Genomic DNA, 14,749 nt, shown 5'->3' with positions numbered 1-14,749 from the left:
ATTTGGTGAATTCAATTTGGGAGTGGGCAAAATTGAAGAAATTATGCCGGAGGGGATTCTCGATGTCAAGAGAAAAAGAAAACAACCACGGCTAACGAGTAGCACGTGGTTGTGAAACGGTATTACGTATCAGAGAAACGAGGGCCGAGCGTCTGCACGGCTTGCTGCATCGCTGTCAAATCCGCTTCGGGAAGCGACTGCTCCTGATAGCGATATTGTTGATAGTAACGTGTGATGCGAGCGACTGCATCCAGTTGACCTGTATCTAGCAAGGACTGTTCGCGCAGGCGATTGAAAAACTCTTGGGGCGTCTCATGCAGCTCGATTGGCATTCCTTGCTTCTCCATGAGGACGAGGAATTGATAGTAGGCGTACCTGATGGGGTCATCCTCTGGGCCGATGGGCTGTTTGAACCATTTGGCAGAGCCATCTTCTGCGCTTTCTTCACTGGAAGAGGGAGGAACAGCGGTCAAAACGGTATTTTGTGCAGCCGCCACTTCTTTTTCCAGCGTAATCGTCCCCTTAAAGCGCTTTTTCCATATGTACCGACCGAGGAGGAGCACGCACACGAGGATGAAGGCAACGATTAAATATGGCTGCAGAACAGAAAAGAGTGGTTCTCCGAGCTGTATCTGCTCACTGGGGTTATCTGGTTTTTGTCCTGTATTTTCCGTTAATAACTGAATCGCTGCCTGTTTTTGGTTCGCCCTCTCGTACAAACGTTCAAACCATTCCACAATGAGAATAAGCACAGGCTCAAAGAGCGTATACAGTCCAGTGCTGACAGGTCCTTTTATCCAACTCCAGATCCAATTGATGAGACCAAGTACGATAGAACCGACAGCCAAATAACCCGTGATCAAAAGAATACGAGTGCCCAGCACCTGACTGCCGAGTAGCAAGCTAATGCGAGCGGGCAGCCTCGTAGAAAGTAATCCTTCTCGCAGCACGAACGCCCCAATCGCCACCAGAAGATAGCTGAGAGTAATGAGGACAAGCATGGAAAAAGAGGCTGCGAGCGAATAGGAACCCGGGTCAACGATGGAGGTGTAAAGGACTGCTATCACGAGCTGTATCAGGCCCGCCATCAGCGCCAGAACAAATCTGCGTTGCAGACTGTCATGTCGATAACCTTCCGATGCAGCGCTTTGTACTCTCCAAAAATAAACAGCAGCCAGTATAAGCGCGATGAGCCAGGAATCATAGAGGTAGAAGCTGCCCATTCCTATGACAAACACAAGGGGATACAGCAGCAGATGGAGCATAAAGCGACCGCCACCACTATGGTACAGCCAGCTCCCGGCCATGAGCAGGATCGCTGCGACTAGGCAAAACGAGAGCAGTTGACCAAAGCCCGCTGTCATATACCCAAACAATATCAGGAAAACGCCTGTTAGCATGGCCTCCATCCAAAACGCGAGCGTCCAGCGGCCCATCAAAGAGAGTGTCATCCCATCATCACGCTCCTTTTTTTCAAGCGAGCATGCTCAAAGCGCTGGATGATGACAGGGGCAGAAGAGACATCCAGCACCGCAACCTGATGACCGCATTGAACAAGGCGCTCCGCAGAGGCTTGTACGGATTGGTCCATTCGTGGCGTCACAATGAGAATGGCTTCCTTCCCGTGTGCCCCCTCTAACCGGCGAAGAATAGGCGCCAGTGGCGTTGTCACAAAATGGTGCATTTGCGCCAGCTGGGTCATGACGTGCAAGTGGTGCGCCTTGCCGCTTCCCGTAGGCAAATGAAAATGCTCACGTCCTCGTTGCTTCACGGTGAGGTACAGCTCATATCCGACCGATTTTCTCCTGCACAGGCCAGCCAAAGCCGCAAGACACGAGATCGTCCGTTCATTGGTGGTATCGTTATACTTTTGCATCATCGGTTCATAGGAGGGCAGGATATGCCCGACGATTCTCCAGTTAGGATGGGCCGTATACTCGAACAGGCGCGTCTCCAGTGCCCCTGTTTTGGCGGTTGCCTTCCAATGGATGTGCTTGAAACGGTCGCCTGGCATGTACGACCGAACGCCACGCTGAAACGTGACATCGTCCTGTTGGCGCTGACGAGACAGCCGATTCCCGTCCGGTTCCGTTTCAGCGAGCACGACCGGAGAAAGAGCAAGAGGCAGCGGATAGACCAGCAAGGAAAAGGAAATCGACAATGTCATAGCGGTAGGTTCCTCACCCAATAACGGCAATGTTTCGGATTGAACATCCGTCAGCCAGACTGTGCCCCGTTTGTTCGGAATGAGAATCAAGGTGCGTGTGGCACTTTGCCGCATCGGCAGATCAAACCGCAGGCGAACGCTCGTCCGATGATTGAGGATTCGCACCTCGTCTGCGCCTTCCACCGAGACATGCTCCGGCAGTGTGAAGCGAAGCCAGGTAGCAGGCAAAGGAAGCCACGAACGATTGTGCAAGCGAACGGTAATGTGCACGGGTGTCCCTGACAGGACGCGCGTTTGATCGCTGGACCATTCGAGCGAAACCCATTTGGACATGGACTTGGCCCACCAGTCTTGTGCAGCAGGCAGAAAAAAGAAAAAGCCCCCAAACAGAAAGAAAAACCAGTGGCCGGAAAAAACGGCGAAGAGCAGCAAGACAAAACCGATTATGTGAAAGGTTTGCTTGGTGATCATAGCGCTACACGCTTTCTTCGACGGGAGCGGGGACGCTGGTCAAGATTTGCTCCACGACTTCCTGCTCCGTCACATGCAGCTCTGCTTCCATGGAGAGGCGAATGCGGTGAGCGGCCAGACTTGGGAACACCACTTTCACATCATCCGGCAAGACATAAGAACGACCAGAAACGAACGCGTAAGCCTGGGCGGATCGCAACAGGGCGAGCATGGCGCGCGGACTGATGCCCACCTCAATCGAGCGATGCTGGCGAGTCGCTTCCGTCAGATCGATGACATAGTCTTCCACTGGTTGACTGACATGAACGGTCGTGACCTCGCGTTGCAGAGCCGCAATTTGTTCGACAGTGATAACCGGCTCGACGGTCTCTAATGGGGAGCCACTGCGGAATCTCCGCAAAATTTCTTTGGCATCCTCTCGCGTACCATAGCCAAGAGACAGCTTGAAAAGGAAGCGGTCCAACTGTGCTTCCGGCAGCGGATAGGTCCCTTCCGATTCGATCGGATTTTGGGTAGCAATGACCAGCATGGTCGATGGCAGTGGCAAGGTGACGCCTTCGATCGTAACCTGGCGTTCCTCCATGCATTCCAGCAAGCCAGATTGCGTCCTGGGAGTGGCCCGGTTTATTTCATCTGCGAGCAAGACATCCGCAAAAACAGGTCCCTTGCGCAGTTCGAATTCACTTGTTTTTTGATTGAATACGTGTAGACCTACGACATCAGATGGCAGTAGATCCGCAGTAAATTGCAGGCGGTTGTAAGAGCCGCCAATCGCTTGCGCCAATGTTTTGGCAAGCACGGTTTTTCCCATTCCGGGCAAGTCCTCCAGCAAGACGTGACCACGTGCGAGCAAGGCCGTTACCAATAGGCGGATCTGACTTTCTTTGCCCACGATGACGCTGCTGACAGCATGCTGAAGGTTATCCAATGTCGGATGAGTCATGAAAATTCTCCTTTTCCCATTCAAAATTGACGAGTCATACCATACGATTCCCATTATATATGGAATATCCTGTTATTTACAAATTTTCGAAATAATATGCCCGTCAGCGCGGCGAGCACGATAACAGCGCCTACAGAGATGTAAAGAGGGCGAATCCCTACCTGATCGCTCAGCTGTCCACCGAGCCAAATACCGACAGGCATCGTCGCACGCACGATGAGCAGGCGGACAGACAGTACACGTCCCATTAGCTCGGAAGGAACGTGAAGCTGATACAGGCTTGTGCTGTGTACTTGGAAAAAAGGAGCAAACAGACCAGCCAGTAGTTCGATGGTGATTGCGAGCCAGATATCATGGGTAAAGCCTATCGCAACAAAGCTCAAGCCGCCTAGTACCAGTGATCCCAACATGATCAGGGGCTGTCCAAGGCTGCTACGGAAGCGAGGCACGAGCAAGGAGCCGAAGAAATATCCCAACGGATAACCAGCCAAAAACATGCCGACATGAAACGAGGTGCCTTGCAGCTCCCCGGCTACAAAAGGCAGGTTTAGTACGAGCGTGACTCCGACAGCAAATTGGACGAGAGCCGAGTACAGGCCAAGCCAGAGCAGAAGGGGCTTCTGCCAAAAAATCGCAAGACCAGCCTTAAACATGACGAACCACGGTTGCTTCTTGGTGGCGCTATCCGCTGGGGCGAGTGGACAAAGAACCAGAAAGAAACCGCTGAGCGCATAGCTGATCGCGACCAATGCGAGTACCCATTCACCGCCGATACTCGCTACGAGAATCCCACCCAAAGGAGGACCTGTAATCAAGGCAATTCGCAGGACACTATCCAAATAGGCATTGGCTTGGAGGAGCTGCTCTCTTTTGACCAGAGCAGGGAGGAGCGACTGGCTAGCTGGCACATACAGCGGTTGAACGAGACCGTTGATCAAGGCAGTGAAATACAACGGCCAGAGCGAATCTGTCCCGGAAGTAATGACCGCAAAGGACAAACAAAACGCAGCAGCTCGCATCCATTGAGAAAAAAGCATGACACGCTTCTTGTCGAATCGGTCGATGTACGGTCCGGCTACCAACTGAATAGCGAGAGACGGCAAGAAATACAAAAGCCACATCTGTCCGACTGCACCTTGAGAGCCAGTTGCCTGATAGATGATCCAGCTATTGGCGAGGGTACCGAGTGAGGCGCCGAGTTCTGAAATGAGCTGGCCGAAAAGAATCCAACGATAAGAACGCTGCTGCCAGACAGAGGCTTGTACTACAGTTTGGTTCATGGGGTGCTCCTGTCCAGAAATTCATCCCACAACAGGGGGAGCTTGTCCAGCTTATGACGGCGAAGTCTGTATCGGGAGCCTGCCGTTTCAACGAGATGGGCAGAACGCAGCATGGACAGATGATGGTGCACGGTCGATTTCGCCATGGAGAGTTGATCTGTTATCTCTTGCAGACTCAGGTCCTTTTCCGCCAGCATTTTGACCATGCGCAGCCTGTGCTCATCTCCGAGTGCTTTTAAGGCTTGCACCAGTGAAGGGGGTGGCTGATAAGGATCTACAGCATCGTGCAAATTTTCGTCGGCAACAGGGTAATAAAAAATTTTCGTCCCAACAGCATCGGCCTGTACGGTCCACGGGCGATAGATCGCTTGCGGAATCAACAGTACGCGTGTCACGGCAGGCTCAGGGAGATAGTTCGATCCTGTCGCATACTCCACCAAGGCTTCCGGGTTAAGCTTTGCTAGCTTGTTTTGCTTTTGCGACCAATCCCGTTCTAGCATGCGAACGATTTCTTCCTCATGCAGCTTGATATGAGTGGTATACCAGCCTTCCATCAATCGGAGAATATGACCTCGCAGCTCTTCTGCATCCACGGAAGTCATATGTCCGATATACGATTCAAAAAAGAGGTGCGCGCGGCACGCTTTCTGCAAAGCGGCGCAAGCATCTTTGCTTCCTCGTGCAGCATTCCGCCGTGCATCCTGCATGTTTTCACCTAGATAAGGGAGGGCCTCGTATCGGAGCTGTTCTGTTGAGAGCTCTCTGACATACGAGAGAAAGGAATCCAGATCAGCGAAAGGGCAAAGATCGAGCAGTTGCAAAAGCGTCTTCCACGTATTGTGCTCCTTCGCATAGTCGACCTCTTGCCGTACAGAAGGGGACAGCTCGTCCAACAGTTGACGCCAGTAGGCAGGAGGGTGTTCCATCGTGTGATGCAATTGATCGTAGGTAGCGGCAGCGATTCCCAAGGCAGCTTCGAATAAAGGAGAGTACGTGACCTCCACCCGATAAGTTGTTCGTTCACTGCCAATGTTCAAAATTTTCATGTGACCATCCTTCCAAAATTTGTACATGATTATTTATTTTATAAATTCCGAATGTAAAATTCAATATTTTTCGAACGAAAATAGAAAAGGAAAAGAAGAATCACCAATCTCTATCCGAAGAGATCACGTGATTCTTCTGTCCTGTCAAAGGTATGGCTAGCCTACCGTGGATAATTTCGACGCACGCTGCAGCGCTTGCTCCAAATCAGAAATGATATCGTCGATCGACTCTGTGCCGACGGAGAGGCGAATAAGTCCCGGGGTCACTCCGGCGGCTGCCTGCTCTTCTTCCGTCATCTGCTGATGTGTTGTGCTAGCTGGATGAATGATGAGTGACTTGGAGTCCCCTACATTTGCGAGATGGGAGAACAGCTTCACTGACTCGATCAATGTTTTTCCTGCCTCAACGCCACCGCGAATTCCAAAAGTCAGGATCGCGCCAGCACCTTTTGGCAAATATTTTTGTGCCAATTCATGCTGAGAGTCTGATTCCAGTCCCGGATAATTCACCCACTCTACAGCAGAGTGATTGGCGAGGAACTGGGCTACTGCCAAGGCGTTCTGGCTATGCCGCTCGATGCGCAGATGCAAGGTTTCTAATCCTTGCAGGAACAAGAACGAGTTGATCGGAGCGACGGCAGCGCCGATATCGCGCTGGAGCTGAACGCGTGCCTTGATAATATAGGCGAGTGGACCAACAGCTTCTGTATAGACGACACCATGGTAGCTTGGATCTGGTGTAGTCAAGCCAGGGAATTTCCCGTTGTTCCAGTCGAATTTTCCTGAGTCTACGATGATACCGCCAATGGCTGTTCCGTGGCCGCCGATGAATTTGGTGGTGGAGTGCACGACAATATCGGCCCCGTGCTCAAAAGGACGGCACAAAATCGGAGTCGCGAAGGTGTTGTCCACGATCAAAGGCACGCCATTTTCGTGAGCAATATTGGCGATCGCCTCAATATCAGCAACATCAATGCGCGGATTGCCGATCGTCTCGCAAAACACAGCTTTTGTCTTTTCATTGATAGAGGCACGGAAATTTTCCGGATTGGATTGATCAGCAAAATGAACCTTGATACCGAGGCGGGGAAGCGTGTGAGCGAACAGGTTGTAGGTACCGCCGTAGAGGCTGCTGGAAGCAACAATCTCGTCTCCTGCATGCGCAATATTCAAGATGGCGAATGTAATGGCAGCTTGCCCGGATGCAGTCGCGAGTGCACCAACACCACCTTCGAGCAGGGCAACACGCTTCTCAAACACATCCTGCGTCGGATTCATGATGCGTGTATAGATATTCCCAAACTCTTTTAAGCCAAACAGATTCGCTGCATGCTCTGTATCGCGGAAAACATAGGAGGTCGTCTGATAGATCGGAACAGCACGTGAGCCTGTTACAGGGTCAACCTCCTGCCCGCCGTGAACCGCAAGTGTTTCTGGCTTCCATTGTTGTTGATCGGACATGTCCATCTCTCCTTTTACTATGGAAATCGGCTAATAAAAAAACGGAGCATTCTCCTGAGAAGAAGAAGGGCTCCGATCATGCACGGGCTTTTGTTCATCTCTCAGAATCACTGGATTCTGCAGGAATTGGCACCATGCAGCTAGTTTGCTGGTTGCCGGGTTTCGTAGGGCCTGTCCCTCCACCGCTCTTGATGATAATGATTGTTGTCGTAATTGTATGAAAATAAAACCTCGCTGTCAATGTGAAATATACAGTTATCGGGGAGGATTTTGTGTATATATGGATGAAAGGTGTTCACTCATGCCATTAATTTGTAACGGTTTTGTCTCAAGCTGTTCACATCCCGTGTGGCTACTGCCGCAGTGAAATAGGAGATAATGGTAGAAAATAGGGAGCAAGAGCGCATAGGTGAAGCCAGGTGCTCTTCGCGTTAGAAAAGTAAAAAAGCGTGTGATATCATGGAGGTGGTTACAACTGATCTGATCGTACATATAGGAGGATAAATAGCGATGAGCCATGGAGTAAAAGAAATTACACCACAAGAGCTGTTGGAAAAGCTGGAAGCCAAAGAGGAACTGCAAGTCATTGATGTACGCGAAGTCGATGAGTGGAATGCAGGTCACATCAAAGAGGCAAAGCTGATCCCACTCGGCTTTTTGCCGCACCGTATCGATGAGCTGGATAAGAACATTCCGATTGTGATGGTTTGCCGCAGTGGTGCCAGAAGCAATACAGCTACAGAGTATTTGAGTGCACAAGGGTATGACGTGGCGAATATGGTTGGCGGCATGCTCGCATGGCCAGGTGAAGTGGAACAGTAAGATGGTAAAGAAACAGTGTGAATGCCTCCCGCGTGAATCAGGAGGCATCACGCATGGGACAAGCAGGGAGGAAGCAACCCATGAGTGAAGGAACACAATTGCAGCAGGAATCTGCGATGAAGAAACATTGGTTTCCTGTATTAGCTGGTATTATCATTTTGGCTATCGTCGGAGTATTTGGTTATAAGTACATGACACAAGAAAAGATCGAAGTGTTGAAGCCCATCGCAGACTTCACCTTGGACAACAGTGACGGAACAACCTATACATTTAATGAAAGTGCTGGCAAGGTAAGACTGGTGGAGTTTATGTTTACCAAGTGCCCGGATATTTGTCCGGCTACCACGTACAACATGGCCAAGCTGCAAGATCAGTTAAAAGAAAAGGGACTGTTTGGAGACAAAGTAGAGTTTATCTCCATTTCCTTTGACCCTGATAACGATACCCCGAAAGTCTTGCAGGAGTATGCAGCCAAGTTCAAGGCAGATCAGAGTGGCTGGAAGTTCCTGCGCGGGGATGCTCAGGCTGTAGAGAAAGTAACGAAGGATTTTGGTTTGATGGTCATTAAGCAGCCAGATGGTTCTTATGCCCATACGGCTCGCATGTTCCTTGTGGATGGAGATGGAAACATGCGCCGCGCGTACGGGATGGCAGCAGACATGGACATGGAAGTCATGATGAAAGAGATGGTACAGCTCGCTGACTAGCGGGTCTCCTCATAGGAGATGTTTACGACTTCTTCTGTCTGATTCACGAATTCAATATGAACGAGTAACGCCCACCTGCGATTGCTTTCTTGAAGCAAGAGCTTAAACGTCTCTTCCGATGTGGTGGGCGTTTTTTGTTTTCGTCCGACATGCAGGTAGTCCACAATTTGAGCGTTTGGATATCGTTTCATCGTTTCCTGTATCGCGAGCCTGCCCCATTTTGCATAGGGAGGCTGGGCATAGGTAGGGAACGGCTGAAAGATGAGCAGGAAAAGTACAGTGGAGAGAAGGGGCATCATGTACCGATAGCGAAATAGGCGACGAGCGGTTTGCACTTGCTTATCCCTCTCCTTTTCGAAATGGTTTGCCATGTATTTTGAAGACTTTTCGGAATATCATTCGTAGAAAATAATGACAATGAAGTGCGGGAGGTATTCGATGCATTACTTGCTCATTCCGTTATTTGGCGTTCCTGTTTTGGTGGGGGTTCTTGCGGCGATTTTCCAAAAGCCTCCTTTCTGGAAAAAATGGGGGCTCACGATTGCTTCTGCCGTATTGATTTATGGAGGCTGCTTCGCTGCGAATGTCTATTGGCAAGTGAAGTATGGCATTCCGGTGTTACCTACGGAGTCCGACTTGGAAGTCTTTTTGTACTTTTGTATCTTTTTGGTATTTGTTTGTATCCTCCTGTATATCGGCTTTTTGATTACGATGAGAAAACAGTTTTGGAAGATGAACCTTGTGTTTCTATGCACGGCCTTTGGGTTGTTTTGCTTTTTTGCTGCGGCCTTTTTAGGAATGGGGCCCTTTTTGAAGAAAGCGGAGTATGTCAACGTTGTACAAAAAGCAAAAGAGAAGTGGCAAGCGGCGGAGATGAACAATGAGAAGCCTATTGATCTCGCCATCGTGTACAGCAGACAAGACTGTACCAAAAATTGTGCCGGGTATCCCTATACAAGTCTGATCCTAGTACGCAATCAATCGGATCAGCCGTTGGAGATCGATTTGAAGCTGCGATTGAAAAACAAAGGCGGCACCGTATTAAAAGAAGTCGAGGCCGTACCACTAAAGCTCTCTTCAGGAGAAATTACGGAGGTATGGACGGGCGATTCGTATGCAAAGCACGACTTCTGGGCAAGAGCCAGTGTCGTTACCGATGAACGAGTTGCCGATTTGGTGTATCAGTATTCGATTATTGACCGAAGATGAATGTGTGGAATAGACAAGACTGTGTGAAACGAACGTCTTACGTTGTGATATAATAAGAATGGCATGCTTGGTTCGGGTTCCCATAATCATGCACGACGATGTTAGGAGGAAAGAGATTGAGCGACGTTAAGATTTTCGCGATGGGCGGCCTCGGCGAGATCGGAAAAAATATGTACTGCGTCGAGTATGAGGACGAAATCATCATCATTGACTGCGGGGTGAAATTCCCCGAGAATGAAATGTTCGGTATTGATCTGGTTATCCCGGATGTTTCCTATTTAGTGGACAACCAGCACAAGATCAAAGCACTTTTGTTAACGCACGGACATGAGGATCACATTGGTGCGATTCCTTATATTTTACGGCAAATCAAGGTGCCGATTTACGGTGGTCGTCTGACCCTGGGCTTGGTCAAGGCGAAGCTGGAAGAGCACCGGTTGCTAAATGAAGTGAAGCTGATTCCGATTTCGGAAGATACGGAAATTCCTTTTGCGAAGCTGAAGGCGACATTCTTCCGGACGAACCACAGTATTCCTGATTCCTTGGGAATTGTGCTCCATACACCAGAGGGAATGGTCATTCACACGGGTGACTTCAAGTTTGACATGACACCAGTCGGACAAACAACGGAGTACGGAAAAATTGCACGCATTGGTGCGAGCGGGGACGTTTTGGCGCTTTTGTCAGATAGTACGAACAGTGAGCGCCCTGGTTTTACGATGTCAGAGAGATCGGTAGGGGAAGGGATTCTCGATGTGGTACGCAAAGCGCGTGGACGCATCATTCTGGCTACCTTCGCTTCCAACGTACATCGCCTGCAACAGGTGGTAGATGCTGCAGAGCAGTGCAATCGCAAAGTGGCGGTAATTGGCCGCAGTATGGAAAAGGTTTTTTTGATTGGACAAGAGCTGGGCTATATCCAGATGCCAGAGGGCATGCTGATTGATATTAAGCACATCGACAACTACGCAGACAACCAAGTGCTGATTATTTGCACGGGCAGTCAAGGTGAGCCGATGGCAGCGTTGACCCGGATTGCATCCGGTTCCCATCGTACCGTTTCCATTTATCCGGAAGATACGGTAATCATTTCTGCATCTCCGATTCCAGGAAATACGATCAACGTAAGCCGCACGATAGACAAGCTGTACCGTGCTGGTGCCAACGTAGTATTGAGTCACGAATTTGATATTCACGCGTCGGGTCATGGCAGCAGCGAAGAGTTGAAGCTCATGCTCAACTTCATTCGTCCGAAATATTTCATCCCGATCCACGGGGAATACCGGATGCTCAAGACTCACTCCAAGTTGGCCCAACAGGTTGGGATCGAGGAGAGCAACATCTTTATTATGGACAACGGCGAAGTGCTGAATTGCAACCGCGAAAAAGCGTGGCTCAGCAAAGTGCAAGCAGGGATTGTCCTTATTGATGGCAGTGGTATCGGCGACGTCGGCAATATCGTCCTGCGCGACCGCAAGCATTTGGCTGAGGATGGCTTGATGGTCGTGGTTGTCAGTCTCGATATGAAGAACTTCAAAATTTTGACGGGCCCAGATATCGTGAGCCGCGGCTTCGTATACGTACGCGGTTCAGAATCCTTGATTCAGGAAGCAACACAGCTCGTTCGTGGGCGTTTGCAGGAAGCATTGGATAAGAAAATCAAGGAATGGTCTGAGCTGAAGTCACAGATTAATGAAGTGATTAAGCCGTTTATTTACGAAAAAACAGGCCGTAACCCAATGATTCTTACCATTTTGATGGAAGTGTAGCTCCTGCTTTCTCGGGTAGGCGAAGTCGGGGTATAATAATAAGTAAGTTGAACACGTGATACAAAGGAGAGGTTGCCCAATGATGTCTTATGAAGCATATATGAGCCAAGTAATTCAACCGATGCGCGATGAGTTGACTCGCAACGGTTTTCAAGAGCTTCGCACTGCGGAAGAAGTAGAGCAAGCACTGCCGAATGCAAAAGGCCTGACACTTGTTGTTGTGAACTCGGTTTGTGGCTGCGCAGCAGGACTCGCTCGTCCAGCAGTTGTACATTCCTTGAATCACGCTACAAAGCCGGATAACATCTTCACTGTATTTGCAGGTCAAGACAAGGAAGCGACTGCAAAAGCACGTGAGTATTTCGAAGGCTATGCACCGTCTTCCCCATCCTTTGCGATCATGAAAGACGGCGAAATCAAGACGATGATCGAGCGTCATCAGATCGAAAACAATGATCTGGCAACAATCGCAGGCTTGTTGACCAACGCTTACGACACTTACAAATAAGGAAGTACGAAACATCACGAGGCGCCCGGCAACGGGCGTCTTTTTTACAGACTTTCCGCTAAAACGCGGTCGCTCCTTCTTGAAGTTTAAAAGTGGCTGTAGTGGGGAGAAGAATATTTCCAGACTAGGCTCCAGGCTCTGTCCCACAGGGAAGCCTGTACTGTCCGCGCCGAAGTGATTAGCGGGGAAACGCAAAAAGAGTACCAAACTCCAATTTATTGGGATTGATTCCCTTTCGTTATTATACTAAAATGTTTAATAAGTATAATAACGGAGGGGGAGAGCAATGAACAAGCTGATAGTGATTACAGGCGTGACACGTGGTTTGGGCAGGGCAATGGTGGATCGTTTTCACGAAGCAGGCTGGACGGTTGCAGGCTGCGGGCGTTCGGAGAAAGAGGTCCAAGGGCTGCGTCAGCAATTCGGGGATCAGCATCATTTTTCTGTTGTCGATGTTTCGGTAATGGAGCAGGTGGAAAAATGGGCTGAGGAAGTGAATGCCGAGGTGGGAGTTCCCGATCTGTTGATTAACAATGCCTCCATTATTAACCGGAACAGTCCAGTCATTGGGCTTGCAGCAAGTGAGTTTTCGAGAGTGATGGACATCAATGTGAATGGTGTTTTCTATGTAATTCGCTCCTTTTTACCGTTTATGGTTCAACGCGCAAATGGTGGAGTCGTCGTAAATATCAGCTCGTACTGGGGAAGACACGGGGAAGCGTTTTTATCGCCGTACTGCGCTTCGAAGTTCGCCATCGAAGGATTGACGCAATCATTGGCAGCAGAATTACCTGAGGGAATGGCAGCAGTGGCGCTTGATCCGGGAGGCAGTATCGATACATCCATGCTCCGTTTATGCTCACCAGAAGATGTGGACACGGCACCGAATCCAGTAGAGTGGAGCCGTGTGGCGGTACCGTACATCATCGGACTAGGTCCGCAAGATAACGGAAAATCGCTCACCTGCCCACCTGTGAGAAACAACTGAATGTCGTTGCCATTGTTTCACCATACTGCCGAGAATGCCCTCGGCAGCTTTTTTGGTATAAAAAAATCTCCCGTGGATGGGAGACTTTATTTATGGAGATTCATTCAATTTTGGCTTTCCAGCTTGTATTAATACTTTATTTTTCCCTAATAACATAGCCAGTATTAAGATGAACAGCCCCGTTGCAACCAGAAGCCACTCAATTTTAACAACATCTGCGATCGGTCCAAAAATAAGCATACCCATTGGCATCATCGACGTGGAAATCATGCCGAACACACCAAATATTCTTCCCATATAGTTTTCATCCACTTTCTCTTGAACCAAAACCATTGTCGGGGTATTGAAAATGGGCATGGCAACGCCAAATAGAGCCATGAAGACTAGATAAATCCAAAAGTTCGGAATGATTCCAAGGGCTAATGTGCAGGCCCCCATGATTAAGCTCGCGAATGTCATGGTGTGCACTCTGTTTGTAAAGCCTCCCCAAGAGGCAATAATTCCTCCGCCAGCCATCATCCCGACTGAAAAAGCAATTTCGATGGCCGTTAACCGCCAAACCTCGTCGCCGAAGCTGCGTGTAACTTGCAGAGGGGTCAAAAATGCAGCGGGCGCCATCAAGATAAAGAAGAAGGCGAAGAATAGAAAGAATTTCTTCAAAAAATCATTGTTTTTAATGTAAACTAATCCTTCTTTAAAATCGCTGAAGTAGCTTGTTTTTTGTATTTCGGAAGCCTTCTCGTGTAAAGGAATCTTGAGGAATACGAGCAACGTACCAATGGCAAGCAATGCGGTAATAACATCAATAAAGAAAATCATTTCAATGGTAGACATGGTAAGTAATGCAGCACTCACCATCGGGGATACGAACATAATAACAGCGTGCAAGCTTCCGTTTATGCCATTGATTCTCGTCAGTTGGTCGCTTGGTACAATTTGCGGCAAAATAGCTCCGACAGCCGGGGTTTGAATACCGGCTCCGACTGCACGAATAGCTGCCATGAGAAAGAGCAGCCAAGTCGCATTGTATCCCATTAAAAAGACGATCGCGAGTATAAGTGTTGCAAAGGCAATCATTGCATCGGCATAAATGATCAACAGTTTGCGATTGTAGCGGTCTGCCCAAACTCCCGCAACGGGAGATAAAAGAAAAGTAGGGATGAAGCCGCAAATGATATACAACGTCATCATGATGCCGGATTGCGTATTTAGCGTTATATACCACATCATCGCATATTGAACTAAAGATGATCCAAAAAGTGAAATCGCCTGACTGCTTAGAAAGAGAATAATGTTCTTTTTCCAATGTGGATTTGGCGCTACATGATCATTGGCTTCCATCAAATATGTTTACCCTCTCTTTCTCTCGTTATGGTAA

The 14,749-nt window shown here is 49.1% G+C and carries 14 protein-coding genes and 1 riboswitch; of the genes, 6 read left to right on the top strand and 8 right to left on the bottom strand.

Features of this window, described 5'->3' with window-relative positions; genetic code table 11:
* Positions 1-122 precede the first annotated feature (122 nt).
* The 6 genes from EL268_RS28010 to EL268_RS27985 form a co-directional block, all read right to left on the bottom strand.
* Positions 123-1,451: a DUF4129 domain-containing protein gene (locus EL268_RS28010; RefSeq protein WP_106652644.1), complete on the bottom strand. Its 1,329-nt coding sequence runs from the start codon at positions 1,449-1,451 to the stop codon at positions 123-125.
* Positions 1,448-2,638 carry a DUF58 domain-containing protein gene (locus EL268_RS28005; RefSeq protein WP_106652645.1) on the bottom strand — a complete coding sequence of 397 codons (1,191 nt, stop codon included), beginning with the start codon at positions 2,636-2,638 and terminating at the stop codon, positions 1,448-1,450. Before EL268_RS28005 ends, EL268_RS28010 begins: the two co-directional genes overlap by 4 nt.
* 4 nt (positions 2,639-2,642) lie before the next feature.
* Positions 2,643-3,581, bottom strand: a complete 939-nt coding sequence (locus EL268_RS28000) for an AAA family ATPase (protein WP_106652646.1) — start codon at positions 3,579-3,581, stop codon at positions 2,643-2,645.
* A 53-nt stretch (positions 3,582-3,634) separates the two neighbouring features.
* Positions 3,635-4,861 carry an MFS transporter gene (locus EL268_RS27995; RefSeq protein WP_106652647.1) on the bottom strand — a complete coding sequence of 409 codons (1,227 nt, stop codon included), beginning with the start codon at positions 4,859-4,861 and terminating at the stop codon, positions 3,635-3,637.
* Positions 4,858-5,907 carry an ArsR/SmtB family transcription factor gene (locus EL268_RS27990; RefSeq protein WP_106652648.1) on the bottom strand — a complete coding sequence of 350 codons (1,050 nt, stop codon included), beginning with the start codon at positions 5,905-5,907 and terminating at the stop codon, positions 4,858-4,860. Before EL268_RS27990 ends, EL268_RS27995 begins: the two co-directional genes overlap by 4 nt.
* A 156-nt stretch (positions 5,908-6,063) precedes the next feature.
* Positions 6,064-7,368 carry a homocysteine synthase gene (locus EL268_RS27985; RefSeq protein ID WP_106652649.1) on the bottom strand — a complete coding sequence of 435 codons (1,305 nt, stop codon included), beginning with the start codon at positions 7,366-7,368 and terminating at the stop codon, positions 6,064-6,066.
* Between the two features lie 91 nt (positions 7,369-7,459).
* A riboswitch (SAM riboswitch) is annotated at positions 7,460-7,566 on the bottom strand.
* A 312-nt stretch (positions 7,567-7,878) separates the two neighbouring features.
* On the opposite strand from EL268_RS27985, the gene EL268_RS27980 reads away from it, so the two are divergent.
* Together EL268_RS27980 and EL268_RS27975 are read left to right on the top strand one after the other, a co-directional pair.
* On the top strand, positions 7,879-8,190 hold the full coding sequence (locus EL268_RS27980; protein WP_047073938.1) for a rhodanese-like domain-containing protein: 312 nt from the start codon (positions 7,879-7,881) through the stop codon (positions 8,188-8,190).
* Between the two features lie 80 nt (positions 8,191-8,270).
* Positions 8,271-8,897, top strand: coding sequence for an SCO family protein (locus EL268_RS27975; protein WP_232030120.1), 627 nt, complete (start codon positions 8,271-8,273; stop codon positions 8,895-8,897).
* Here the strand turns inward: EL268_RS27975 and EL268_RS27970 are convergent.
* A complete protein-coding gene (locus EL268_RS27970; protein ID WP_106652651.1) occupies positions 8,894-9,232 on the bottom strand; it encodes a YqzG/YhdC family protein in 339 nt (112 codons plus the stop codon). The two genes, EL268_RS27975 and EL268_RS27970, sit on opposite strands and share 4 nt — an antisense overlap.
* Before the next feature lie 103 nt (positions 9,233-9,335).
* Here EL268_RS27970 and EL268_RS27965 point away from each other — a divergent pair, with 103 nt between their 5' ends.
* From EL268_RS27965 to EL268_RS27950, 4 genes are all read left to right on the top strand, one after another.
* Complete coding sequence (locus EL268_RS27965; protein WP_106652652.1) at positions 9,336-10,106, top strand: hypothetical protein; 771 nt, start codon at positions 9,336-9,338, stop codon at positions 10,104-10,106.
* A gap of 98 nt (positions 10,107-10,204) precedes the next feature.
* On the top strand, positions 10,205-11,875 hold the full coding sequence (gene rnjA, locus EL268_RS27960; protein ID WP_106652653.1) for a ribonuclease J1: 1,671 nt from the start codon (positions 10,205-10,207) through the stop codon (positions 11,873-11,875).
* A 79-nt stretch (positions 11,876-11,954) separates the two neighbouring features.
* Positions 11,955-12,383, top strand: coding sequence for a BrxA/BrxB family bacilliredoxin (locus EL268_RS27955; RefSeq protein ID WP_106652654.1), 429 nt, complete (start codon positions 11,955-11,957; stop codon positions 12,381-12,383).
* 286 nt (positions 12,384-12,669) lie between these two features.
* Positions 12,670-13,371, top strand: coding sequence for an SDR family oxidoreductase (locus EL268_RS27950; RefSeq protein ID WP_106652655.1), 702 nt, complete (start codon positions 12,670-12,672; stop codon positions 13,369-13,371).
* 90 nt (positions 13,372-13,461) lie between these two features.
* Here EL268_RS27950 and EL268_RS27945 read toward each other — a convergent pair whose 3' ends face one another.
* Positions 13,462-14,712: an MFS transporter gene (locus tag EL268_RS27945; protein ID WP_164724534.1), complete on the bottom strand. Its 1,251-nt coding sequence runs from the start codon at positions 14,710-14,712 to the stop codon at positions 13,462-13,464.
* Positions 14,713-14,749: the final 37 nt, after the last annotated feature.

This window comes from Brevibacillus brevis, assembly GCF_900637055.1.
Classification (GTDB): Bacteria; Bacillota; Bacilli; order Brevibacillales; family Brevibacillaceae; genus Brevibacillus; species Brevibacillus brevis.
This window is presented reverse-complemented; position numbering and strand designations above follow the sequence as displayed.

Bases quoted from the DNA above. Each gene is read 5' to 3' on its own strand.
- EL268_RS27945 (WP_164724534.1), bottom strand. From the start codon at position 14,712: ATGGAAGCCAATGATCATGTAGCGCCAAATCCACATTGGAAAAAGAAC.
- EL268_RS28010 (WP_106652644.1), bottom strand. From the start codon at position 1,451: ATGACACTCTCTTTGATGGGCCGCTGGACGCTCGCGTTTTGGATGGAG.
- EL268_RS28000 (WP_106652646.1), bottom strand. From the start codon at position 3,581: ATGACTCATCCGACATTGGATAACCTTCAGCATGCTGTCAGCAGCGTC.
- EL268_RS27995 (WP_106652647.1), bottom strand. From the start codon at position 4,861: ATGAACCAAACTGTAGTACAAGCCTCTGTCTGGCAGCAGCGTTCTTAT.
- EL268_RS28005 (WP_106652645.1), bottom strand. From the start codon at position 2,638: ATGATCACCAAGCAAACCTTTCACATAATCGGTTTTGTCTTGCTGCTC.
- EL268_RS27985 (WP_106652649.1), bottom strand. From the start codon at position 7,368: ATGTCCGATCAACAACAATGGAAGCCAGAAACACTTGCGGTTCACGGC.
- EL268_RS27980 (WP_047073938.1), top strand. From the start codon at position 7,879: ATGAGCCATGGAGTAAAAGAAATTACACCACAAGAGCTGTTGGAAAAG.
- rnjA (WP_106652653.1), top strand. From the start codon at position 10,205: ATGTTAGGAGGAAAGAGATTGAGCGACGTTAAGATTTTCGCGATGGGC.
- EL268_RS27990 (WP_106652648.1), bottom strand. From the start codon at position 5,907: ATGAAAATTTTGAACATTGGCAGTGAACGAACAACTTATCGGGTGGAG.
- EL268_RS27950 (WP_106652655.1), top strand. From the start codon at position 12,670: ATGAACAAGCTGATAGTGATTACAGGCGTGACACGTGGTTTGGGCAGG.
- EL268_RS27955 (WP_106652654.1), top strand. From the start codon at position 11,955: ATGATGTCTTATGAAGCATATATGAGCCAAGTAATTCAACCGATGCGC.
- EL268_RS27965 (WP_106652652.1), top strand. From the start codon at position 9,336: ATGCATTACTTGCTCATTCCGTTATTTGGCGTTCCTGTTTTGGTGGGG.
- EL268_RS27975 (WP_232030120.1), top strand. From the start codon at position 8,271: ATGAGTGAAGGAACACAATTGCAGCAGGAATCTGCGATGAAGAAACAT.